Source organism: Gilvimarinus sp. DA14 (genome assembly GCF_024204685.1).
In the GTDB taxonomy this organism is placed as follows: domain Bacteria; phylum Pseudomonadota; class Gammaproteobacteria; order Pseudomonadales; family Cellvibrionaceae; genus Gilvimarinus.
Genome location: NZ_CP100350.1, coordinates 3,379,525 through 3,404,495, shown reverse-complemented (window position 1 = coordinate 3,404,495; position 24,971 = coordinate 3,379,525). Strand labels below are relative to the sequence as shown.

Genomic DNA, 24,971 nt, shown 5'->3' with positions numbered 1-24,971 from the left:
GTAAAAAACTCCCCAGCCCGAGTTAAAAACAACTCACAGCAAGGATTAGAGCAACACAGATGCCAAGATAGGAGAGAAGCGCAATTGAGACAGCGGCTTGCCGGGTGACAAGCCGCAAGAGAATAACTTAAGCGAGCCCGAACCAGTAACGCAGGCGGGGAATGTGCCGCAGTATGACTAGCTCAATGAACCAAAGTACCAATAGCGATATTCCCACTACCGGCAAAAGCACACCCAGCGCCAGTATCATGATACCAACCACCCTGGCCAATGATGTCTTAGGCAGAGCCGCAGGCGCCCCTAATTTATCGCTGGGTTTTCTGCGCCACCAGAGCACCGCTCCTGTCACCGACAAGAGCACCAGCCCCAAAGTTACCAACACGCCCAGCAGTTGGTTGAGCCAGCCGAACAAATGCCCTTCGTGGGCGGCTATGCCCACGCCAATCACTTTGTCCACCAGCGGTCTCTCGGCAAACGTTTTTTGCCGCAGCACTTCGCCGCTGGTGCCATCTATCCAGGCGTCTGCGCGCAGCGGTCGATTTTGCGCTTGCGAGCTTACCTTTAATGTACCGAGGTCTGGATCGGCCACCGACACTTCAACAGGCGGGGCGAAATTCAAAGCTTCTATCTGCACCAGAGCCTGCTCAGAGATAAACACATTATCTACGGCCATAGGACCCCAGGATTTTTTCTCCTCGGCGCGGGACTGGTTCCAATCCTGCTGCACCGGTGGCGAGCTCCAACTGCGCACTTCTTTAAAAGCGCCGCCCCACACCAAGGCCCAGGGCAATCCGCTTAAGAGTAAAAAGAGGGTGAATGCGCTGAGCCAAAAACCAGTAACGGCGTGCAGGTCACGCCAAAAAATACGCTTGCTCTGGTGCAGGCGCGGATAAAGCACACCCGCCATTCCCTGAGCATTGCGCGGCCACCACAGATAAACGCCGGTAAGAATTAAAATAATGGCCCAGCACGCTGCCAACTCTACCAATATTGAACCAGCTTTTCCGGCCATCAGCTCGCCGTGAAATTCGCGTACCTGACGCATAAAGCGCTGATCAAAAAGTACCTGGGACAATACCTCCCCGCTGTAAGGGTTAACAAACACTTGATACTTTTGCCCCTCAAAACGCAGATTCACCAAAGCGGCTTCACGTTCACTCTGCGGCAACTCATACGAGAGAAACTGGGCACCGGGCAAACTCGCACGCGCTCGGGCTATTACCTCGTTAATCGATAGGCGTTGTTGTTGCTGCGCCGCAATATTATGCAAGTGCCGGTCGGTAAAAGCCTCAAACTGAGGTTTAAACAAGTAAAGCGCACCGGATACCGACAGAGTAATCACAAAGGGAATACAGAAAATTCCCGCATAAAAATGCCAGCGCCAAAGAGTGCGATAAAGACGCTGACTTACACTGAGGTTCGATCCGCGCTCAGACACGGATCGCCTCTCACTGGATATCATCTGATTCATAAATTAAATGTCGTAGGAGAAGTTGAGATAAACCGTTCGCCCGGGCCAGGGATGCGCCACATAGGCAATCTCATTGGTAATGTTATCCACCCCCAGACCCGCGCTAAACGCCTTACTGAACTGGTAATTGGTTTTAAAACCAAGCCGTGTATAGGGATCTTGCGCACCGTAAACATTGCGCGCCGTGTCTGTGTTATCCAACCGGCCATAGCTATTGCTGGCGTACTGCACGCTGGCACCCAGGTTCCAGCTATCAGACAGGTGATAAGTGGCAAGCAAGTTGCCACGCCATTCGGGAGTGCGCGGAAACTCATTGCCAACAATAGAAGGGTCGGCGGCATTAGCGAGAATTTCTGAATCCGTGTACGCAATATTAAAACGAACATCCAGCTGATCCAGCAGCAGCTGGTTGATGTTGGCGATAAACTCTACCCCGCGGGTACGAACTTCATCGATAGGAATGAAAGTGCGAATGGATGAACCGCCGGGTAAAATCGTGGACTGAGATTCTATCGCCTGCTCGACATCATCCTGATACACGTTAAGACGCAAATAGCCGTTATCGAGAGCGCGCTCTAGCATCAGGTTTTGATGAAAGCCCTCCTCGGGCCCAAGTTCAGGGTTGGCCACGCTGATAGCATTGTAAGCGCTGTACTGACTAAACAACTCTTCGACAATCGCAAAACGATAAGCCTCGGCGACCGAGTAGCGTAACTGCCAGCGTTCGCTTAACTGCCAACCGGCAGAAAACTTGGGTGAGAATTTATCAATGCTGTTGCCGGGTACAGGGGTAACATCGAATTCTGCCGTGTTCGGATCGTCATCAGAAAAGTAACCCGACTCGCTCTGCCAGCTTTCAAAACGCCCCCCAAACGCGATATCCAATACGTCGGTCAGTTGCCAATTAAACTGAGCAAAGGCCGCCGCGATGTTGGTTTCACCACCACTGCGGCTGGTGTATCTGTCTTTGCTAGAAGCCTGGTAATTATCCGAGGCAAAAACACTGTAATTCAGTTCATAAGCTTCGTAGCGAACCCCGGCAACCAAATCCAAATTATCCAGCAGAAAATCGCTGCTGCTCAGCGTCAGTCCAGCAGTCTGCCAGCCGGTGTCGTCATAGTCTGAAACCTGGCCCGTCAAATCGTAGTCTTGGTAGGCAGGATTAGAAGCCGAGGAACGACTGATGTCTTCAAGAATATCGAACTGGCTCAGATTGGCCTCAAGGCTGGTTTGCTCGCCCAAATCCCACCGCAAACGTAAGCCTACCGACAAGCTTTCACGGTCTGCACTGGCAACATTCAAACGGTGCTCGGGGATGGCAAAACCTTCACCGTCAATCTCGACTCGCCCACCATACACAGGCTGGCCAGAGGCATCCAAGATGTAACTGTTGGGGCTATCGGTATCGGAGTGACGGTCTTCAAAGGCGACATTAAGCAGCGCGGAGAAACGGTCTAACTCGTAGCCGAGTTTAAACTTTAAATTGTCGGTGGTGGTGTTAATAACGCCCGAGTCGCCGAAGTAAAGGCGTTCGTTCTCTTGTGAGTCGGGCCCCCAAATTCCACCACTGGCAGCGCTTGCACCTTCGGCCGGAGCACTAGCCGCGTAGTAAAAAGACTGGGGCTGCGAGTCGTTGTCTAAATGGTTATAGGATACATAAAAGCTGGTATTGCCGATTTTATCGCCATAGGAAACGAATCCTTTGTAACCACTAACCGAATCGTCAAAGCCGTAATCGGCAAAGTCCTGGCTGAACCAGGAGCCATCCATATGAAACTCACGGCGCTGGGGAATGGCGGTTTCAATTTCCACCACGCCGCCCATGGCGTTGCCACTGTACTCAGCTGAATAAGGGCCGTAAATAACATCAACCTGTGCAATTTCACTGGCCGATACCATGGTCCAGCGCGGCGCACCGCTCCAGCGCGATTGCAGTAAATAATGCAAAGGCACGCCATCGGCAAATACCATGGAGCGCGAGGTTTGAAACATATTGGCACTGCGAATACCCAGAGTGCCGTTGGAGTCGCCTATAAAACGGCGGCGAATCACCAGGCTGGGTTCGTACTTCACCACATCTTCGGTGGTGGCCATGTTGATGCTGGCAAAATCACTCGGCAGTAACCGGCTGATCGGCCCTACACGCTCGGCGCTGCTGGCCTCGGCGCTCTGCCCCCAGACCTTTATTTCTTCAATTTTAGACGTATGTTCGGCCGCTGCAGGCCCACTTAAAGATACAACCAACCCGAACCCGGGCAACAGAATGTTACTTATTTTCATAAATCTCCCCCAAAGAGGGTAGAGAATTTATGGCAAAGCGGCCCCGGCGCCCAGTGACAAATTGTCGCACCCGGCAAATACCTGAACGCAATGCGAAACAGTTGGCAATAACCACACCCACCGGGTTAAAACCCAGTGGGCTTAGCGGCGGCGCAAACCTATAGTGCCAGCGCCCAGCATCATCAATACCAGAAAAAGAAGCGCCACGGGCGAGTTAACCGGCAAATTAGCCGGCCCGCCGGGCACAGGTGGCGGTGGTGGAGGAGTTGCAGCGTTGTTCACAAAAACACAGCGAACCGTATCACCCGCCTCGAGCGTTACGCTCACTGCACTGTCGCCATCGTAAACAGAAGGCCCGCCGACGCAGGTGGCCCCCAGCAGATTCCAACCGTCGGGCACGGCCTCATTGAGCTGATAATCACCGGGCGCCAAATCGGTAAAGGTGGTGGACACGCGACCACCGGTCGTGGTCAGCACAAAGCTACCCAGATCGCCGCTGAACGGAAAACTATCGTCGCCGCCCACCGCGACATTCGTCACAATTAAGGTAGCGGTGGGGGCTACAGTGCGCTCATTAAGAAACACGCACGCCTCCCCATTGCCGTCGGTTGGCATGGTAATGGTAGCCGAGCGGTTTGCCAGATCAATCGAGTGGCTACCCGAGCAGCGAATAGAGCGCAGCGACCAACCGTCGGACGGTATTTCGGTTACGGTGTAATCGCCCCCCGGTACGCCAAAGCCCCGCGCGGCTCTGCCGTCACTGGTGGTTAAAGTTAACGAATTAATCGGTGAGGTGACGCTAAAGTTAAAACTGTCATCGCCACCAATCGATACTTTACCCAGCGCCAGAACGCCCCCGCGAATGCGACGGCGGACGTTGGTAAAGGTGCAGGTAACCTCTTCGCCTGCGGCCACAGCAATCTCAGCGCGGCCGTTCAGCAAATCTGTGCTGGAGCCATTATCACAACTCAGCGCGTTTAATCGCCAAGTGGAGATCAATATCTCACTGACCTGGTAAACCCCGGGCAACAGATAATCAAACCGACGCTGCGCCGTACCGTTTTCGGTCTCGAGGGAAAAATCCCCCAGATCACCGTTAAAGCCAAACGCGCCATCCTGTGAACCCGACTCTTTAACAATAGTAATGGCGCCGGGCTCGGGCGGCAGCGGCCGATTGATAAACGCGCAGGCCACGCCCGGCCCGGAGCCGTCCAAAGTCACGGTGACAGAGCCCGCTGCAAGGTCGATCGCCTGAGTGCCAGTACAGCGAATATTATTGAGCGACCAACCGGCGGGAATCGATTCGGCAATGGTGTAATTACCGGGCGCCAGGTTGGTAAACAACTGTTCCGCATGATGGTTGTTGGTGCTTAAGGTAAACGCACCCAGATCACCGCTAAAGTTGAAACTGTCGTCGCCTTCTAACGAGATCTTGGCAATGGCAATGCTGCCGGAGGGCGGTGGATCCAGCGAGTTTACATAGGTACAGGTGACATCCTCCCCGGCCTGCAGGTTAACGGTTGCCGAGGCGCCGTTCACACTGCTGTCGCCATCGCAGCTCAATGAGTCCAGACTCCAACCGGCGACCTGGGTTTCGCTAATGGTGTAGCTACCCGCCGCCAGAAAATCAAACACCTGGGTGGCACTGCCGCCGCTAGTCGTTAGATTAAAGCTGCCCAAATCCCCATTAAAGGCAAAGGTGCTATCGTTGGCGCCACTGTCTTTTACTACGGTTATCGAAGCGGGCGCCGGTGGTAGTAAGCGATTGACGAAAGTACAAACGGCGCCGGCGCCAGTAGGCACTGATACCGTCACTGCGCCGGTTTGCGTATTACTGGTGTGAGCGCTGCTGCAGCGAATTCGGGTTAGGGCCCAACCCTCGGGCACCAGCTCATTGAGGGTGTATTCGCCCGCGTCTAAACCAGTGAACACCTGACGCGCGCGGCCATTACTGGTGGCCAAATCGAATGCCCCCAGATCACCGCCGAAGCTAAACGTAGCATCGCCGCCGAGCGCCAGTTTGGTAACCACCAATGCACCTACCGGCGGCGGGTTGAGTTGGTTGGTGTAGGTACAGGTGACATTTTCACCCGCTGCCAGGTCGATACTGGCGGTACCGGTATTTACATCCACGCTAGAGCCGTCGTCGCACAATAACCCCGTTAAAGTCCAATCTGGCTCCACCGCCTCGGTAATCTCGTAGGTGCCGGGGGTTAAGTAATCAAACCGCGTTGAGGCACTGCCGCCCTGAGTGGTCAGGGTAAAGTCATCCATATCGCCGCTAAACGCGAACACGCCATTGTGTTCGCCACTGTCTTTTACCACAGTGATTGAGCCACGCTCCTGGCGATTGATAAATACGCAGGCCGCCCCGGCCGTGGTGCCGTCAAGGCTGATCGTGACCTCGGCATTGGCCACATTAATAGCCTGAGCGCCGGTGCAGCGAATATCTTCTAATGCCCAGCCATCGGAGGCCAACTCACTGACCGAATAATCGCCGGCCGGCAGTCCGGTAAAAGCACGGGTGACATGACCGTTGGTGGTGACCATGTCGAACACCCCGGCGCCCAAGTCACCGTTAAAAGTAAAGGTGTCGTCGCCGCCCAAGGCGATTTTGGCGATAATAATGGTATCGGTAGGCGGCGGGTCCATGCTGTTGCTAAAGGTACAGGTGACGTCTTCGCCTGCGCCCACGACGATACTGGCCGTGGCCGTTTCCAAATTGGTGGCACTGGCGTTCGAACAACTGATGTTATCCAGAGTCCAACCGGCGGTAACCACTTCGCTGACACTGTAAGTGGCCGGGGGCAAATCGCTAAAAGTAATTGATTCGCTGGCCCCGTCCGTCGTCAGGGTAAAGTCACCCAAATCGCCCGCAAAACTAAACAGGCCATTATCTGCGCCACTGTCTTTAACAATAGTAATCGAACCTGGCTCGGGCGGAATTTCTGAGTTTACAAATACACAGGCCACTCCACCGCCTGCGGGCAAATCAATGCTCACCTCTTGGGCGCTTAAGTTCACCTGCTGGCCGCCACTGCAGCGAATAGAATCCAGCATCCAACCGGCAGGCAAGGTTTCACTGACATCGTAAGTACCGGCACTGAGTCCACTGAACAGCTGGCGGGCATTGCCATTCACCGTGGTTAAATCGAAGCTGCCCAGATCGCCACTAAAGCTAAAGGTGCCGTCAGCTCCGGTAGAGTGCTTAGCGATAACAATGCTACCCGGCGGTGGCTCTTGAAGTTCGTTGGTAAAAGTACAGGTAATATGCTCGCCACTGCTAACGTCGATTTGCGCCGTTCCAGTTGCCAGGTTTACCGCAGAACCGTCGCTGCAGCTGATCGACTCCAGCACCCAATCGGGTAGGTCCTGCTCGGTAACACTGTAGGTGCCGGGCGCTACATCGGTAAAAACTGTGCTCGCCGACCCTGCGGCAGTGGTCAGAGTAAAGTCGCCCAAATCGCCGGAAAAGCCAAAAGCGCCATCGGTGGTGCCACTGTCTTTAACAATGGTAACCGTCGCACTGCCACCGTGCGGGTCGACAGTGCACCCAAGCGTGGGGTCATTCGGGTCGGGGCGCGCCACCGCCACGCGTTCCAGGTTGCTCTCAAAACCGGTATCGACGTCAAAATAATCGGGAGGATTGGACTGCGAGGCATCGTAAACATTGAGAGGGTCACCGGCATCGCCCGCGGCGCTGCCCTGGTTAATGGAATAGCCTTCGATGCGCAGCGTTCCAGAGCCATTGACTGCGCCGTTTAAACTAAGGCTATCGGAGCTCATTATGCCCTCGGGGCCGACACTGATAATGCCACCACCATCGACCAGTGCTTCAGTCTGAATGAGGAACAGGCCAGTGTTATCGATAGTTGAGCTGATAATCGCATTGGCATTTACAAAAAATTGACAACTGTTGTAAATATCACCATTGCTGTTCAGCTGCATCTGCCCATCGATTTGCAGATGGTCGGTATTGACCAGCGAACCACCAATGTTCGCCGCACCTGCAACTCGCATATCCGCCGAGTTGAGAATAGTCCCCGAATTAAGATTTAGTCCGCTCGGAAATTGCAGACTGCCCGCATTATCGATGGTAATAAAGTTTAGATTAGTAGCCCCGGCAATGGCTAAGGTGGCATCCGCATGATTGGTCATGGTGATTTCACCATTGATGTTCATACCGGAGTTGAACGCTGTATAGCCCTCGTTATTCAGGGCAAAACCAGTGTTGACCACCACATTGGGAATATTCGCTTCCCCACGCACATATAATGCGCCCGCCGAGTTGTTCATAGTGCTGGGCATAAACACCGCGCCACTCTCAACACAAATACTCGAGCCGGCAGCAAAGTTATTAATTGAGCCTGTGAACATCCCTGACCCTGGATTGCCATTAGTACGTACCAAAAGCACATCACCGGGATTTAAGTTGTAATTAGCCCCTCCCCCCTCATCAATCAACGTCGGGCTAGCGCACGCATCAGAAAAAGTTTGCGCATTAGTAATAGGCGAAAGCAAACCCAGCAGTAATAGAGACAGGGACCAGAACAAAACAACAGCGGGGGAAACCAAGCGAGACATCGAGCTTAAATTCCTATTTTGGCACGAAAGTTAGGTAAGCAGTACTTGGCAAAGTCAATGACAAAACTCCGCGCAAGCCAAGCCACCTTTTCCTTAAGGCAATTACTATAGCACGGGGGGTTAAGGTACTGCGACGATCAGCCCAGCCAAGCGAGCAGCGACTCACTGAGAAGTTTTACGCCAGCAACGGCTAAGAGTACGTAACAAACACCATAAAACCAGCGGTCGGAAACCCGGTGGTGGAGCCAAACGCCAAGCCGCACCCCTATCGGCGCCAAGGGCAGCAGCACCAAAGAGGTCACAAACGCGCGGGTATCCAATTGCCCCGTCCAGACATAGGGCACCAGTTTGATGTAGTTAACCACGCTAAAAAACAATACCGTGGTGCCGACAAAAATTGTTTTAGGTAAATGTTGAGGCAGCAGGTAAATAGAAATTGGGGGGCCTCCGGCGTGGGCGATATAACTGACAAAACCGGCAATAGTACTCCAAAAGCCGCCGCGCGTGACGCTAGCTTCTTGTACCGCTACACGCTGCAAAATATGCTTGCCCCACATATAGTGGCCAACAAAGTATAGCGCCATTAAGCCCACCATAAAGCGAATCATATTCGCGTCCATATAGGTGAACATGGCAGCGCCAAGTGCCAGCCCAAGCATAGCGAAGGGAAACATAATAGCGAGATTTTTCTTATCCCAGCGGCCGCGAAAACTCCACAGACTGACTAAATCCATGCTGCAGAGAATGGGCAGTAAAACCGCTGCCGCTAAGCGGGGGTCTACCGCCAGTGACAACACCGGCACGGCCAGCGAACCCAGACCGCCGCCAAAACCGCCCTTGGATAACCCAACTAACAACACCACCGGTACGGCGAGTGCGTAGAACAACCATTGATCGATCATTGTGCCCCCATTTTCGCAGCGGCGATTTTACACTAGGCAAGGGGGCAAAGCATGGGCCGAGTCTACGGCCCAAGACCATAAGTTAGGGATTAGCGAGGAGTAACCTCATAGGGGTTGCCGCCCAGCGCATTGGAAATGTCGGCAATGGCTTTTTGCGCGCGAACACTGTTGCCCGCGGCATCGAGCCTGGGAGAGATAACGGCAATACCAAACTTACCCGGCGATACGGCGATAATACCGCCACCCACGCCGCTTTTTGCCGGCAACCCGGTTTTGTACAGCCATTTACCTGCATCGTCGTATAAGCCGGCGGTGGCCATTACCGCAAGAATTTCCGGCACATTTTCCGCTGAGGTTACTTGCTTATTGGTCACCGGGTTTTTACCCGCATTGGCCAGTGTAGCAGCCATTACCCCTAAATCTTTGGCATTTACCCCCACCGAGCACTGGCGAGTATAAATATCAGTAGCGCGTAAAAAATTTTCGTCGATATGACCATAGGCGTGCATCAACGAGGCAATCGCCCGGTTGCGCTGATTAGTGGCGGCCTCGGATTGATATACATCCTCCAGCACCTCAAGCTCGCGCCCGGCAAACTCGTTGTACTCGCGAGCAATTTTGCCCCAAATTTCGTCGTAATCTTTGCCATCGACCAAACCCGTGGTGGCGATTGCTCCGGCATTTACCAGCGGATTCATTTCCGCCCCCTGATACTGCTCAATCGCAACAATCGAATTAAACACTTGGCCGGTGGCATCCACACCCATATTTTGCACTAACTCTTGAGTACCATCCTGATCCATCACCAACGCCATGGTAAACACTTTGGAAATGGATTGAATGGACACCTCGGATTTTACATCCCCTTCGGTGTAGACCTTGCCGCCGGCTGTCACCAGCACAATGCCGTAAATGCTCGAATCGACCTCGGCGAGAGCGGGAATATAGTCGGCGTTTTCTCCTTCATCCAGGCCGCGGTATTTCTGATAGGCATCGCGCAGCGCTTGCTTGATATTGTTATCACTCAAATCGGCTGCGCTTGTCAGGGCACCGTTAAGTAAACCGATTAACAATAACCCCAGCATTACGCTGCCCTTACGAAACCCTATAAAATATTTCATTCGCCACTCCTTAGAAAAAATCTTTACTGCTAAAGGTGTATTTCACCGAAAACTGAACTCGGTTATCCGTACCGCTAGCGCCGCCAAAGTCTGTTCGCTTACCCCACAAATATTCAGCGCCCAACAACACTTGCTCCAGCGGGCTATACAAAACGTTTACCGACGCGTATTCACCTTTGTTGAACGCGCTATCCAGCTGCAAACTTTGGTTGTCCACTTCGGTAAAACTGTAACCCACGGCACTGCTCATGCGATCATTCCAGGCGTGCTCGTAATAAGCCACTACCCCCAACAGTGGTACCGCTGCCAAATCGGTCGGATCGAGATTATCCGGCGCCATATCCATACCGCCGTCATTCATATAACTGGCAATACCCTCACCGTACACCACACCCGCGCGCAAATGGTCGTCGCCAAAATTTAAAACGCTGGAGATATTAATACCATAGCCAAGGTCGCTGCCATCGGGCTCGTGATTGCTGGTGTTTTGCTCTTCGTAACTCAGCTCGCGCAATATGCCGGCAACTTGCAGATGCCCCCACTGATCCTGCAAACGATACTGGGCGGTTAAATCCGGCAGGGCTTCACTGCCGCTTAAATCAAACCCGGCCGCGCCGAGTAAGCCGTCGTCCACATCATTGCCTGGATTTTCAATGGCCAGGGCAAAACTGTTACGCCCTTCCAGAGGCGTCCAACGAATTTGCGGATTACGCAAATAAACCATACCGGCCGGCCCCCAATAATCAATCACATTGGGAAATAAATCACCGTCCATAAACAGGGTATTGGTTTGCCCGGCAAGCAAACTGCGCCATTGACCATAGGCGTGACGCAAGCGAATGGTGGTTTGCCCCTCATCAGAACCTACGCCGAACATATCGAACTCGAAAACGGTATAAATACTGTCGTCACCGGCGGGAAAATCCGCCTTGACCCCCAAACGACTTTGCCGTGCGCTCAATATCGCCTGGCCATCGCTGCCGTATTGACCCGCAAGCGTAGGAATACGCGACGGCCGCAACGTGGAGTCCCACTCGGGCTGCACACGCTCAAAATCCTGAATGTAATCGAGCTGGGCAAAGCCGTAAATTTCAAACTTTTGCCGCCAGCTGTCATTGCTGGATACTATCGCTTCATCCAGCCCCAGGCGTGCCTGCAACATTTCCAGCTCGGCGCGTGTCATCAGCACTTCATCGCGCAAATCATCCAATTCATCGGCAAAAGTAAAAGCGGCGGGAGTTAACACTAAGACGGGTAATAAAAATCGTAGAGCAGAACGCATATCACATCCTCTTATTGAATGCGTTAAACAAAGGCAAGGGCCTTGAGACAGACCTAAATATAGCTTTGGATTATGACACTGACAATCAAGGCGCACGCAAGATGAGCGAAGTGTTTACCCCCCCGAAGGCAAAGTTATTGCTAACCACGGTGGTCAGCTTTTGCTCGTGCAAAGCACCTTTCAAGTAATTTAAAGGGGCGCAGCGGCTGTCGGGGTGGTGCAGATTTAATGTAGGAGCTAACACACCATCGGCCAACATATGTAAACACGCCCAGGCTTCAATGGCGCCACTGGCCCCCAGGCTGTGGCCTATGTGCCCCTTAATACTGCTCACTGGTACGTGTTCACCGTAGACGTTATAGCAGGCATTACTCTCGGCGATGTCGCCCCACTCGGTGGCGGTACCATGCATATTTACATAGTCGATATCCGCAGCACTTAAGCGCGCATCGAGCAATGCAAGAGTCATGGACTGCTCCATACTGGCGGCATCAGGCTGAGTGACATGACCGCCGTCGCAGTTAGTGGCAAAACCAATCACTTCACCGTACACCATCGCGCCTCGCGCTTTGGCGTGCTCGTATTCTTCCAGCACTAAACTAGCAGCGCCCTCGCCGATAACCAAACCATCGCGCTCGGCATCAAAAGGGCTGGGGGTTTGTTGCGGACTGTGATTTTTGCGGCTGGAGGCACGAAAGGTATCGAATACCGCCGCCTCAGACGGGCAGAGCTCTTCGGCGCCGCCGGCGAGCATCATATCCTGCTTGCCGCTGGCGATTGCCTCAAAGGCGTACCCAATCGCCTGACTGCCGGAGGTACAGGCGGTAGAGGTTGAATAACTGCGCCCCTGAATCTCAAAGCACACACTTAAATTAACCGCTGTAGTGTTGCTCATCATTTTGATGTAATTGGTCGCGGTGACGCCACTTAAATCGCGCCCGCTGAGGCGAGCGGCGAAATCGCAAATAGCATCGGTGCTGCCTGTGGATGAACCATAGGCAATGCCCATACGACCGCTGTGACGTAAGGAGCTTTGCAGCAAGCCCGCCTGCGCCAGTGCCGACTCACTGGCCACGGCAGCCAGTTGAGACACCCGCCCCATGCTGCGCACTTTTTTTCGCGGAAAATGCGCAGGCATAACAAAGTGATCCACGGGGCCGGCCACCTGGGTGTTAAGGCCGCGATAAGCGGCCCACTCGGGCATAAGGCGAATACCGCTGGTGCCGGATTCAAGGGCGCGGCGAAATTCAGCCCAGCTGTTACCAAGGGCAGTCACCGCCCCCATACCGGTCACCACCACTCGCTTCATAGGCGTTTGATAATGAGAGAAGTATTAACGCCGCCAAAGGCAAAGTTATTACTCATGGCGTACTCGGCATCCAGCGTGCGACCACCACCCATAATGTAATCGAGCGAGGCGCACTGTGGGTCGGGGTTTTGCAGGTTTATAGTCGGGGCAAACCACCCGGTGCGCATCATCTCCAGGGTCATCCAGGCCTCTAGCGCGCCACAGGCCCCCAGGGTATGCCCGATGTAACTTTTCAACGAGCTAAAGGGCGTATTCTCGCCCAACACCTGAAAGGTAGCCTGAGTTTCTGCGATATCACCTTTGGTCGTAGCGGTGCCGTGAGCGTTGATGTAGTCGATCGCAGCGGCATCGAGACCGGCATCCGCCAGAGCGATTTGCATGGCACGCGCCATGGTATCAGCCTTGGGTTCGGTGACGTGGGCGCCGTCGGAGTTGGTGCCATAGCCGACAATCTCTCCGAGAATCGTCGCGCCCCTTGCACGGGCATGTTCATAGTCTTCCAGTATCAACGAGCAGGCGCCTTCGCCAATGACCAGGCCATCGCGCGCACTGTCAAAAGGGCGCGGTGTCAGCTCGGGGGAATCATTGCAGGTGCTGGTGGCAAATAAAGTATCGAACACAGCAATCGGAGTTACATGAAATTCTTCCGCCCCCCCGGCGACCATCACATTTTGCATGCCGTATTTGATGGCCTCGTAGGCGTAACCAATACCCTGGCTGCCCGAGGTACAGGCCGAAGCGGTGGGAATGATACGCCCGGTCATACCGAAGAACATACCAATGTTGACCGTTGCCGTGTGGGTCATGGTGCGCAGGTAGGTCGAGGCGGTGAGATCAACCGTGGTGTTGTCAGTGATGACTTTGCTCAGGGCGGGCACATCCCCCGGTGTACCGATACACGAGCCATAGGACACCCCGGTAGTACCATCGCGCAGACAGGGGGCATCGGTTAAGCCCGCCTGCAGCAATGCCTGCTCGGTGGCAAATACGGACATCACCGAAACCCGCCCCATGCTGCGCAGTTTTTTGCGCGGATACTTGGGCTGAGTAAATTCAACAGGCGCACCCAAGCGGGTGTTTAGGCCTTCGATCTCATCCCACTCGTGGAACACGCGCACTTTGTTCTTGCCGGCGCGCAGGCCTGCTTCTACGTCTGCCCAGTTATCGCCAAGCGCGCTGACGGCGCCGACACCGGTAATCACGACGCGGCGCATCAGATCATTCCACCGTTTACCGAAATCACCTGGCGGGTGATGTATGCTGCCTGATCGCTCATAAGATAACCCACTAAACTTGCGACCTCTTCGGCCTGGCCAAAGCGGCGCAGCGGAATCATTTTTTTGGCCTCATCGGCAAAAACTTCGTCAATCATATCCGTTTCGATAATGCCCGGAGCGACACAGTTCACCGTGATTTTGCGTTTACCTAACTCCAGCGCCAGTGCTTTAGTGGCACCTATCAGGCCAGCTTTAGTGGCACTATAGTTTACCTGCCCGCGATTGCCCGCCACCCCGGCGACCGAAGACAAGGTCACAATTCTGCCGCCCTTGCGGGCCTGTACCATTGGCATTACCAGAGGTTGCACCACATTGTAAAAGCCGTCCAGGTTGGTGTGAATGACGCTGTCCCAGTCGTCCTCGCTCATGGCCGGGAAGGCATTGTCGCGGGTAATGCCAGCGTTGCACACCACCCCGTAAAATGCGCCTTTGTCAGCCACGCTTTGCTCCAGCGCTGCCCGGGTTGCCGCGCGATCGGCGACATCAAAACACAATAGTTCACACTCACTGCCCAAGGCTTCAATTTCACGGCACACCTGATCGGCTTTTTCGATATTGCCGCGGCAGTGCACACTGACTGCAAAACCTTGCCGTGCTAACTGCAGGGCGATGGCGCGGCCAATGCCACGGCTTGAGCCGGTCACCAATACCCGACGTTGCATAACACTCTCCTGTACTACCACTTATTCAAGCCCGGCGGTTCACTGGCGGCCAGATAGCCTGTGGCATCGTCCGGGCGATAAGCGGAGAAAACGGCTTCTACCAAATGATGGTCTGAATGGGCAGACGCGTAAATGCTGCCGTTAAAAGCGACCACTTGCGCTTCACTTACCGCCACCTCTACGGCCACATCGAGGCAGGCACCCTCGGCAAATACCGGCACATTGGCACTGTAATGGCGGGTACTGACCAAAAACGCCGGAGCTATTGCACGCCCTGCCCGCTCATCCGCAAGGCCGAGCCAAACCGCCGCTGTCTGCGCCATAAACTCGATGCCTGCCCAGGCAGGCACCCCGCCGAGCTGGTCATCGTAAAATATATTGTCACGCGATACTTGCAGCGAGCTCACCACTTTATTGGGGCTTGCGCTGACAACTCGATCCACCAGGCGCATGGGTGGCCGGTGGGGGATATAACGTTCAATGTCCAGCATGCATTATTACTGCGGCGTTATTACCGCCAAAAGCGAATGAATTACTCAGGCACACCCTCGCGCCCGCCGCAGCGTGATTGTCCTGCGGCACCAGGTTTAAGCGAGGTAGCGCCGGGTCATAGTGACCGTCGAAAATATGGGGTGGCAGTTTACCACCATGGCCCGTCAGTGCCAGCCAGATCAAGGCCGCCTCGGTGGCTCCGGCCGCGCCCAAGGTGTGTCCCAGCTGCCCTTTACTGCTGCTGCAAAGCGGCCGCTGGGGAAAAAGGCGATCGATCACAGACGCTTCCATGGCATCATTTAACGCTGTGCCTGTGCCGTGCAGATTGATGTAATCGACCGCTTCAGGCGCCAACTCGGCCTGATGCAAGGCGGCACGAATTGCGGCTTCGGCGCCTTTACCTTGGGGGTCAGGAGCAGAGATATGATGCGCATCGCTTGACGCCCCGACACCCAACAACTCTATGCGCTGCACTAACGGCTCACGAGTGACAAGAAAGAAGGCCGCCGCCTCACCAATGTTAATGCCATCGCGATTCTGGCTAAACGGACTGCAGACACCCTGACTGACCGACTCCAGTGCGGCAAAACCATTGACCGTTAGGCGACACAAGCTGTCAGCTCCACCGGCTATCACCGCATCGGCCATCCCCGTTGCCAGCAAACGGCGCGCAGAGGCCAAGGCGTGGGCGCTGGATGAGCAAGCCGTTGAAATGGTATAGGCCGGACCACGAGCACCAACCAGCCGCGCCACCACCTGCCCCAGGTTACCGATCTCCTGAGCCTGATAGTGATACTGAGGCGGCAAGGGTGCGCCGCGCAACTCGGCCGCCACGGCTACCTCGCCCTCGGCGATACCCGAGGTGCTGGTACCTGCCACCACCGCAATACGCTCGGGCGCATAACGGGCTCGAGCCTGCTCGAGTCCGCCGTTTAATTGGGTTAATGCACTACAGGCCAAACGTGTATTGCGGCTGTTAAACACCGCCAGCTCTGGAGGCAGATCTGGCAGGGCCGCAGTAACGGCAGAAACAAAGGTGGATCTATCTGGCACCCAGTCACAGGGTTGAAAGGCGCGCTCACCGGCGAACAGGGCTTGGGCCACCGCACTGCGGTCGCTCCCCAAACCATTCACCAAGCCCATATCGGTCAAGTAAACTTTCATGCTGCCGCCTTATTCTGAAATCTCTTTGCGGGTTTCGTTTACCCGCACCAATACATCGGCGTACTCGAATTGCCCCGGTGCAGCCTTGTGCCAGCGCCACCATGTTCGGTTGGCGTGGCTTAACACTATGGCTTCGCTGTCCTCGCGCAAATCCAGCTGCGCTGCCGCTGCACACTCAGGAGTGAGCTCGGCGCGTCTTTGCCACCAGCTGTAAGCGGCTATCAACTCGCCTGCCGCGGGGCCCCGGTAGAGTTTACTCACATCCGCCTGCCAGTCAGCACCATCGCCGGCCCGCTGCAGCGTAAAAAGCGGAGCGCCCAGCGTGTCCAGGGCGACAAAAACAATACCCGTGTCACTTACTTGGGTACGTAAAATTAACCGCTGACTGGAATCGTCTTCGCGCAGGGTAAGTAAGGCCGTGGCATCGTATAGCGGCGGGCAGACGGATTCGCCGGGAAGGACAATCTGACGCGCACAGCCCCCAAGCAACACCAAAGCAAAAACAAACAACCGAACAACGGACTTCATCACGCCGCCGGGGTACAGTACTGCGCCAGTGTTTTCATCCGTCGCCTAGGCTGGGCAACAAAAGGGTTCTCGGTATCCCAGGCATAGCCCGCCAAAATAGACGATATCATTTCACGTAAATTTGCCGCCGGATCCGGGTAAAAAATAATGTCCTGAAACAGCCCCTCATACCAGGCATCCACAAATACGCGGAAAGTTTCCACCCCCTGACGCAAAGGCTGCTCGTATTCTTTTTGCCAGTCCACGCGCTCCCCGTTGAACTGACGCAATAACACCTTTACCGCTTTACTCGCCGAGCGCATGGCAATGGTGACGCCCGAAGAAAAAACCGGGTCGAGAAATTCCCCGGCATTTCCCAACAGAGCATAGCGGTCAGTGGCAAGATGTTTCACATTGCAGGAGTAGCCCGTAATTTGATTGGCGGGATAATTCCATTGTGCCCGGTGCAATACATTGGCTAAAGACGGAGTTTCAGCCACCATTTGTTGCAATAGTTGTAGGGGAGATTGCGCTGCGCGCCGGGCGAGTTTTTCTTCGCTGGCGACGACTCCGAGTGAGCTTTTTCCATTGGCAAACGGAATTAACCAAAACCAAATGTCTCGCTCCTCGGGATGCACAGTAATTAAGATTTTATTGCGATCAAAATTTACATCGCGAATGCCATCGTCAATATGAGCAAAGGCGGCCTGGCGCACAGGAAAGTTTGACGGTGTTTGTAACTCCAACAGGCGTGGTAACACCCGGCCAAAGCCACTGGCATCGAGCACAAAACGGCAGTCCAGTTGGCCGCTGTTGCCCTCGTTGTCACAATAGCCCAAACACACACCGTCCGCCGTGGGGGCGTAACTGGTAACACTGTGTTGATACGCGATGGGCACACCCTGAGCTTCAGCCTGCTCAGCCAGCAGCTGATCAAAACGCGCACGCTCTACCTGAAAGGTGGTACCGGGGCCGGGGGAGAACTTCTCTTCAAAATTAAAGTAAGTGGTGCGCTCACCCCAAGCAAACGCAGCGCCATTTTTATACTGAAATCCGGCGGCGCGCAACGCAGGTAAAAAGCCGGCTTCTTCGATGTATTCCATGCACTGTGGCAGCAGGCTTTCGCCAATCGAAAAACGGGGAAAACTATCGCGCTCTAGTACCAATACATCCACCCCTGCCCGACGTAACAAAGCCGAGGCAATAGCCCCAGAAGGCCCAGCGCCAATTACCACAACGTCAACTTTGGCGGGCACGATTCGCTTTTGTGGCTTGTCGGTCATAGACGATCCCTATTCACTTAGCCCCCGGCCCAAGGCCAAAGGAGCGAGCACAAATACCAGTAAAATTCCGCTGAGCACCACCGCGCCAAAGCTGTGTATGGCCGCCGTCGAACTGAGGGATAAAAGCCCAAAAGATAGCACGGTGGTGCAAGCGGATAAACCAATCGCCAATACCGTTGCCCGGGATTGGCGGCCGCTTTCGCGCCAAAATAAGCTGTAGTCTACGCCAATGCCCAGCACTAATAGCAGCGCCATGATGTGGAACACACTGATAGCCTGACCCCATGTCAGCACCAACGCCAGAGCGAGTGCGCTGGCAAGGGCCGGGGGCGTAATCACCGCTAACGCACCTTTAAAGCCGTAGCGAGCCGACAGCACACAGAAAATAATACCGTAGGCGACTAACAATAAAACGCTGGCACGCTCACGATAGGTTTGCAATAAGCCGCTGGTGCGCGCCACCGGGTCCACCCATTGCCTGTGCGAGTGTTTGGCGGCAAGCCCTGCTAAGGCTTCGCCATCAATCGGTGCCAACAGCTGCACGACCCCATAGAATTTACCGTCTCGCACATAGTAACCCGGCGCGCCAGGCAAACGGCTAATGGCGGCAAGCGCTTTGCCCGGTTCTAGAAAACGCTCCTGTTGCCAACGTCTGAGATAGGCTTCCACTTGATTAGGTTTAACCCCCAGCTCGCCATACAACTCGGCAAGTAAACCACTGTCTAGAACTCGTTGCTGCCACAGCTCGGCGTTTGCTTTTTGTGTAGTCAGTGAAGGCAACCACTGAGACAGACTGTGATAGCCTCCCAGCTTTTGCTTGCGCACCAATATATCCAACTTTTGCTGCAGCGCTTCGCTGCGACGCAGCAAAGTGTCAGCATCGGGCGCCTGTAGCAGAAAATACTGCAGCGCGGGTTGGCCCGCCATATGCTCGCGGATTGTCTGCTCGGAATTTTGCAGCTGCGGGTCTATGCTCTGCATACTTCTTATATCATCGTTAACCTGCCACTGCAGTGCGCCCCACCCTAACAGCAAGAAAAGCCCGAATATTACTACCGGTTTACGCACTTGGCGCAGTAGCAAAAACTGAACGTCAATCACTGCATCTATAGCAATGGCCAGCCAGCGAGGTAACCCATGCTTTTGAGGCCGCGCGAGCAATAGCGGATACCAGCCCAGCACAAAAGCGTAGGCCGCCACCAAGCCGGCACTGGAGAGCACTGCTATTTGCATAAATCCTGGAAAGCCTGACGCTACAAAACTCAGGTAACCGGCACAACTTGAAATAAGCCCCAGTGACAAGGGAACAAATAAACGACGGCTACCCTCGCGCGCCTGCCAATGGGGGCCGCTGTCGAGTCGCTTGGCAAAAAAATGTAGACTGTAGTCAATGGCAACTCCCACCAAAGCAGCGCCAAATACCAGCGCCATCACATGCACGCGACCGAAAATCCACTGAGTAAACACAAGCCCTGCAACGACGCCCAAAGCAATAGGGGCGAAGGCTAATAACAACAGCTCAGCGCGGCGAAACACCAGCAGTAACAGCAAGGTCACTCCCAGGGCCGAGCCCAAGCCTACAGTGGAAACTTCACGGCGGGCCTGCTCTGTGCCCGCCAGGGTATAAAAAATTGCTCCGGTCTGCAGCTGCTTGAAGCCCGGCAATAGGCGCACCTCTGCCAAAGCGTTCGCAAGCGCATGAGAAAACTCGGCCTGTGTATTCAACGCAAATGGCGAAGCGCTTAACTCTAGGCGCAGCAAATAGTAACGCTCGTCATCAATAATTAGGTAAGGGTTGCCCTGACCATCGATTTTCAGCGCCTCGGGTAGCGGCGCTAACGTGTTGAGAAAATTCTGCAAGTTACCCAAAGGGTCCTGAGACAGGGTCTGCTCATTAAGTGCGCCAGGAGACGTCAGCAATTCGCGCAGCCGCTGCCTTTTTATACCCGGCATGGGGTAGTTCTGCAGCCGCTCGCGGTCGCTGGCTGTAAGCAGCTCGCGAGCATGGCCTGCATATATTGCGTCCAGCGCTGCAGAATTATTATCCGCACTGCGGTCACTGCCTGCCCAGGCAATACAGCGGCAGGATTTAAGTTTCGCTGTAATATCCGGCAACGCACGGCGGATGTCGTCCGGCTCCTCGGCCGTTAATAACAGCAGCGCCTGACGCTCGTATTTTTGCGAGAGAGATTGCTCGGCTATGCGTTGCGCCTCTGATTGAGTATTACTCGGAAACAGCGCAAGCAGGTTATTGTCTATCGTTAAGCGCGGCAGCTGCCATATCGCCAGCAGTACAATGGCTACTACCACCAGCCGGCAGGCACGACTAAACATCACCGACATCAACGTGGCTCTTGGTCCGGCGCATCGCTGTAGCGAAAATTCAGAACAGAATAATCGGCGCCTGGCTCGGTGATAGTAACGGAATCTATTCGACCGCCGCGGCCGCTAAGCAGTAAAGTTGCCACCACCTCATCAAGCGGCGCACCTTTGGGTACCAGCGCTAGATCAAATACTTCCTGGCTCTTAGCCGGAGCGAGGTAAACCGTAAAATATTCTTGTAGCGACTTAGCATTCAGCGCAAACAACTGCTCAAACATACGAAAAAAACCGTACACCGATGGCTCGTTGCCGGGAGTGATTGTCTCTACTTCTCCATCGACCGTGCGGGTTATGTCGTCACCGCGAACCTGATAACGGACCGCAAAGGGCTGATTAATTTGCCAGACAATATCGCCGTTCTGTGCCAGTGAAAACTCGCCCTCGGAAACCAAAGGCTCTGCCAACACTGACAGGTGCTTTTCCTGCACCAGCTTAGCCTGAACGGGAAGCTCACGGCGCATAGTCTCGGCAATAGTGTCTAATCGCTCAACCTGAGCCGTGGTTTTTACCGGGTGCTCAAGAATTCCCTGAGCCTGAGAAAGCGGCACAGTGAGCGCTACTACTAAGAGCAGTAACCGGCAGACGCTTGCACTTTTAACATTAAGCCTCATCTGATTCACCCAGATACGCAGCCACTTTCCGCTGTAAAACAGCCGGGGTTGCGAAGCACATTTCGCCATTGGCCAAGTCCACCGCCACCTGCACGCTGTGACCTTTGGTTAAGGTCTCGCCCGTTTCCAGATCGATAATTCGATAGTCGATTTTTAGACGCACCTCCCACTCTTCCAGGGTGGCGACCACTTTTAAAAGCCGATTGAAGCGTGCAGGCTTGACATACTTAAGACGCAAATCCACCACCGGGTAACCATAGCCCGATTCGCTCATAGCCTCGTAGTTGTAGTCGAATGCGTCCAGTAAGGCGCAGCGCGCATCCTCAAAATATTTTATATAATGGCCATGCCATACAATGCCCATGCTATCGACATCGTAAAATGGCACCTTGACCGTTTGCGCTACGCTGACAGTTCCTTTACTCATCGGGGTATAACTCCCAGTGTTGTTCGCGTATCAGTGCTAGGCTTTGGCGCAGCACGCCCTCCAGCGGCCGATCTTCCTCGACCAAATCAAAATACTCTGTCACCTTATTTGCCATCGCCTGCAAGGCGGGGGTGATAGTTTGCTGCTTAAAGCCCGCTTGCTGCTGACGCAAGTGCAGCGCCTGGGTCGACGCGAGTAATCCGGCGGCGGCCACCTGCTCGGTTAGTTCAAGTACTCGCAGACAGTCCCGCGCGGCAATGGTACCCATACTGACTTTATCTTGGTTGTGACATTCGGTGGAGCGCGAAAATACACTGGCGGGCATGGTGTGTTTCAGTGCTTCGGCGGTCCAGGCCGAAGCGCCAATCTGCACCGCTTTAAAACCGTGGTTAATCATACTGCGTTCCGCCTTAGCGCCGGATAAATTGGCTGGCAAACCGTTGTTGAATTTTATGTCCATCAGCAGCGCCAGCTGACGATCAATTAAGTCAGCCACATTGGCGACCGCTACTTTTAATGAATCCATGGCAAAGGCTATGTGCCCACCGTAAAAGTGACCGCCGTGCAGTACATGCTCATCTTCACCATCAATAATGGGATTGTCGTTGGCGCTGTTCAGTTCGGTTTCGATAAACTGACGCAACCAGGGCAAAGAATCTTGCAGCACGCCGATAATATGTGGGGCACAGCGTACCGAGTAGCGATCTTGCAGTCGATCCGAGTTGCGCTCCACTTCGGGCGCGTGTAAATCTTGATGAATCCAACGGGCGATTTGGCCCTGCCCCGGATGTGGTTTTACGGAAAACAGCTTGCCGTCAAAATGGTTGCTATTGCCCTTGAGCGCAACGCTGACCATGGCGGTAATCCGAGTTGCCAGCTTGGCGAGGTATTGCGCCCTATCAAACGCCAGACAGGCCACCGCCGTCATCACTGCGGTGCCATTCATAATCGCCAAACCCTCTTTAGGCATCAAGCGCAAAGGTTGTAGGTTGACGCCAGCAAGTACGTCGGCAACAGGCTTGCGAACGCCTTGATAGTAAACTTCGCGCTCGCCAATCAGGCTGGCCGCTACGTAAGATAGAGGGGTCAGGTCACCACTGGCCCCCACCGAGCCCTCCTCGGGTATCACAGGCACAATACCCAAGTTGATATACTGAGCTAGGCGCTGGAGCAACTCCATTCTCACACCTGAATAGCCCCGCGACAAAGATGCTAACCGCGCTGCCAGAATGGCCCGCCCCTGTATAGCGTCAAACTCCCGGCCCAAACCGCAGCCGTGAAACCGGGTTAAATGTAAGGGCAGCTCTTCAACCAAATGGGACGGAATAGAGACGGTACAAGAGTCACCATAGCCGGTTGTCACGCCATAGATGACGCCCTCTTCTCGCCACAGATCAGCGACAAACCTGGCACTGGCATTGATACGCGCACAGGCCTCAGCATCATCGGTAATTTGTGCGCCAGCTCCACGAGCAATGGCGACAACGTCTTCAATGGTTACTGGCTTTGCGCCGAACTCTACTGGGGCAGTGCTTGATGTCATTACGCGCTAAGACTCCTGGTTATCATCGGTGGCGTGCCGGGGTTTATCATCGCCCCAAAAATCGTAAAAATTAAACCACTGCAGCGGGTAGCGGCGACATAGTGGCTCTAGCTGTTGCACAAAGTCTGTTAACAGCGTGCGGCACTTTTCGTCACGCTCACTTCTAGCGACCTTGGCACCGTTGTACAGAGGTTGCAATTCGGCGCGATAGCCCTTTTCGGTACGATAGCCTGCCATAAAGAATACCGGTGCCTGCAAAAGTAGCGCGAGCCAAAATGGGCCCACGGGAAAGTGCGCCGGCGCCCCCAAAAAAGAGTGGGCAAAATAACGCTGCTGATTACCCGGGGGCAGTCGATCGGCCAGCAGAATCAAGAACTCGCCATCGTCCAACTTTTGCCGCAGCTCTATTGCGGTGGCCGGAGTCACCTCCGTTACCTGAATTAAGCGCACTTGCACCTGATCGCTGGCGCTGTCCATTAAGCGATTAAAGTTCTGGGTATTGGCAGTGTGTAAAATAACATTGAGCTTTAACGCACCTTCGTTTTCCACCACCGCGCGACACATTTCCAGGTTACCAAAGTGGGCACCCAGCATAACCGCGCCTTTTTTCTCGCGCTGCAGCTGCAGTAGCAACTGATGCCCGGAGAAATCGACATCGGTGCGTTTCAGCCGCCCCATCCAGGCCGCAATCCTGTCTAACAGCGCGCGCGCAAAACTCAAGTGATGCAACCACACTTGCCACCAGCCGCTGGAGGACCCGGTGCGGCGTAAATACAAGCGGCTGTACCGGCGAGTTGACGCGCGGGTAAGAAAAAAATAAAAAACCACCAGATAGACTATCGGCAAAATCACAAACCGCCCACCGTGCCGATACAGCCAAAACAGTAAGGCCATCCCCCAACGGCTGCCGCGCTCGCTCTGCTGGTGCCAGTCAGTCACAGTCACGCCCCCGCAATTGCCAATACAGTAACTTGGGTAAACGCAATAACATGCCAAACACCAACCGCGTATGCATCCAGCTGATAACAAGATTGTCGCGCCAGAGACGGAAGTTTGAAATGCCCTGCTCGGGGTAGATAACCCGGGTGGGTAAAGAGATGATTCTTACCCCGCGCCAGTAAAGACGCACCAATATTTCAGTGTCAAAGTCCATACGCCCGCCCAGCGACACCTGGCGCGAAAGCGCTACCACCGGTGCCACCGGATAAATGCGAAAACCGCACATGGAATCTTTGATTTCCAACGATAGCGTTTCGATCCAAACCCACACATGGGTAATGTAACGGCTGTACAGTCTGTGCTTGGGCACAGATTCATCATACTCTGGCACACCGGTGATAACCGCTTGGGGATAACGCTGGGCTAGGGAAAGCAGCCGCGGCACGTCGTCTGTGTCGTGCTGGCCATCGGCATCGATTTGCAATACGTGACTGTAACCGAGGTTGGCGGCATGATGCAGTCCCAGGATTACCGCGCGCCCTTTGCCACCGTTTGGACGCTGCTCAACCAGCTCGCAACCGCTTGATTCACTTAACTCGCGTAACAAGGCAGTGGCCTCCTCGTCGCCACCGTCATTAACTAAAATACAGTTAAACCCCTGAGATTGCAGCCGCGACACAGTTGCACCCACTAAATGCGCGTGATTGTATACCGGGATAACCGCACACACTTTCA

General features: G+C 54.4%; 19 protein-coding genes. All 19 read right to left on the bottom strand.

Annotated features, from left to right (window positions below; all coding sequences use genetic code 11):
• Window positions 1–127 precede the first annotated feature (127 nt).
• The 19 genes from NHM04_RS14920 to NHM04_RS14830 all read right to left on the bottom strand — a co-directional run bounded on the left by NHM04_RS14920 (window position 128) and on the right by NHM04_RS14830 (window position 24,966).
• Window positions 128–1,438 (bottom strand): PepSY domain-containing protein, encoded by a 1,311-nt coding sequence (locus tag NHM04_RS14920; protein ID WP_254264550.1) that lies wholly within the window; start codon window positions 1,436–1,438, stop codon window positions 128–130.
• A 36-nt stretch (window positions 1,439–1,474) separates the two neighbouring features.
• Window positions 1,475–3,751, bottom strand: coding sequence for a TonB-dependent receptor (locus NHM04_RS14915; protein WP_254264549.1), 2,277 nt, complete (start codon window positions 3,749–3,751; stop codon window positions 1,475–1,477).
• 141 nt (window positions 3,752–3,892) lie between these two features.
• Window positions 3,893–8,128, bottom strand: a complete 4,236-nt coding sequence (locus NHM04_RS14910; RefSeq protein WP_254264548.1) for a hypothetical protein — start codon at window positions 8,126–8,128, stop codon at window positions 3,893–3,895.
• A gap of 344 nt (window positions 8,129–8,472) precedes the next feature.
• Window positions 8,473–9,237 carry a sulfite exporter TauE/SafE family protein gene (locus NHM04_RS14905; RefSeq protein WP_254264547.1) on the bottom strand — a complete coding sequence of 255 codons (765 nt, stop codon included), beginning with the start codon at window positions 9,235–9,237 and terminating at the stop codon, window positions 8,473–8,475.
• Window positions 9,238–9,326: 89 nt separating this feature from the next.
• Window positions 9,327–10,358, bottom strand: coding sequence for a glutaminase A (gene glsA / locus NHM04_RS14900; protein ID WP_254264546.1), 1,032 nt, complete (start codon window positions 10,356–10,358; stop codon window positions 9,327–9,329).
• A gap of 10 nt (window positions 10,359–10,368) precedes the next feature.
• Window positions 10,369–11,640 carry a DcaP family trimeric outer membrane transporter gene (locus tag NHM04_RS14895; protein WP_254264545.1) on the bottom strand — a complete coding sequence of 424 codons (1,272 nt, stop codon included), beginning with the start codon at window positions 11,638–11,640 and terminating at the stop codon, window positions 10,369–10,371.
• 85 nt (window positions 11,641–11,725) lie between these two features.
• On the bottom strand, window positions 11,726–12,949 hold the full coding sequence (locus NHM04_RS14890; RefSeq protein ID WP_254264544.1) for a beta-ketoacyl-ACP synthase: 1,224 nt from the start codon (window positions 12,947–12,949) through the stop codon (window positions 11,726–11,728).
• Window positions 12,946–14,163 carry a beta-ketoacyl-ACP synthase gene (locus NHM04_RS14885; protein WP_305881952.1) on the bottom strand — a complete coding sequence of 406 codons (1,218 nt, stop codon included), beginning with the start codon at window positions 14,161–14,163 and terminating at the stop codon, window positions 12,946–12,948. The genes NHM04_RS14890 and NHM04_RS14885 overlap by 4 nt, the downstream gene beginning before the upstream one ends.
• On the bottom strand, window positions 14,163–14,888 hold the full coding sequence (locus NHM04_RS14880) for a 3-ketoacyl-ACP reductase FabG2 (protein WP_254264543.1): 726 nt from the start codon (window positions 14,886–14,888) through the stop codon (window positions 14,163–14,165). Before NHM04_RS14880 ends, NHM04_RS14885 begins: the two co-directional genes overlap by 1 nt.
• Window positions 14,889–14,902: 14 nt before the next feature.
• Window positions 14,903–15,379 carry a hypothetical protein gene (locus tag NHM04_RS14875; protein WP_254264542.1) on the bottom strand — a complete coding sequence of 159 codons (477 nt, stop codon included), beginning with the start codon at window positions 15,377–15,379 and terminating at the stop codon, window positions 14,903–14,905.
• Entirely contained in the window at window positions 15,366–16,544 is a 1,179-nt protein-coding gene (locus NHM04_RS14870) for a beta-ketoacyl-ACP synthase (protein WP_254264541.1), read from the bottom strand. Before NHM04_RS14870 ends, NHM04_RS14875 begins: the two co-directional genes overlap by 14 nt.
• A gap of 9 nt (window positions 16,545–16,553) precedes the next feature.
• Window positions 16,554–17,072 carry a hypothetical protein gene (locus NHM04_RS14865; protein ID WP_254264540.1) on the bottom strand — a complete coding sequence of 173 codons (519 nt, stop codon included), beginning with the start codon at window positions 17,070–17,072 and terminating at the stop codon, window positions 16,554–16,556.
• Window positions 17,072–18,334 carry an NAD(P)/FAD-dependent oxidoreductase gene (locus tag NHM04_RS14860; protein WP_254264539.1) on the bottom strand — a complete coding sequence of 421 codons (1,263 nt, stop codon included), beginning with the start codon at window positions 18,332–18,334 and terminating at the stop codon, window positions 17,072–17,074. Before NHM04_RS14860 ends, NHM04_RS14865 begins: the two co-directional genes overlap by 1 nt.
• Before the next feature lie 9 nt (window positions 18,335–18,343).
• Window positions 18,344–20,677 carry an MMPL family transporter gene (locus tag NHM04_RS14855; protein ID WP_254264538.1) on the bottom strand — a complete coding sequence of 778 codons (2,334 nt, stop codon included), beginning with the start codon at window positions 20,675–20,677 and terminating at the stop codon, window positions 18,344–18,346.
• The gene (locus NHM04_RS14850) at window positions 20,677–21,327 is read right to left on the bottom strand and encodes an outer membrane lipoprotein carrier protein LolA (protein ID WP_254264537.1); all 651 of its coding nucleotides are present in this window, start codon (window positions 21,325–21,327) and stop codon (window positions 20,677–20,679) included. Before NHM04_RS14850 ends, NHM04_RS14855 begins: the two co-directional genes overlap by 1 nt.
• The gene (locus NHM04_RS14845; protein ID WP_254264536.1) at window positions 21,317–21,754 is read right to left on the bottom strand and encodes a thioesterase family protein; all 438 of its coding nucleotides are present in this window, start codon (window positions 21,752–21,754) and stop codon (window positions 21,317–21,319) included. Before NHM04_RS14845 ends, NHM04_RS14850 begins: the two co-directional genes overlap by 11 nt.
• Window positions 21,747–23,297 (bottom strand): histidine ammonia-lyase, encoded by a 1,551-nt coding sequence (hutH, locus tag NHM04_RS14840; protein ID WP_254264535.1) that lies wholly within the window; start codon window positions 23,295–23,297, stop codon window positions 21,747–21,749. Before hutH ends, NHM04_RS14845 begins: the two co-directional genes overlap by 8 nt.
• Window positions 23,298–23,303: 6 nt before the next feature.
• On the bottom strand, window positions 23,304–24,236 hold the full coding sequence (locus NHM04_RS14835; RefSeq protein ID WP_254264534.1) for a hypothetical protein: 933 nt from the start codon (window positions 24,234–24,236) through the stop codon (window positions 23,304–23,306).
• Complete coding sequence (locus tag NHM04_RS14830; RefSeq protein WP_256527351.1) at window positions 24,229–24,966, bottom strand: glycosyltransferase family 2 protein; 738 nt, start codon at window positions 24,964–24,966, stop codon at window positions 24,229–24,231. Before NHM04_RS14830 ends, NHM04_RS14835 begins: the two co-directional genes overlap by 8 nt.
• Between the last annotated feature and the right edge of the window lie 5 nt (window positions 24,967–24,971).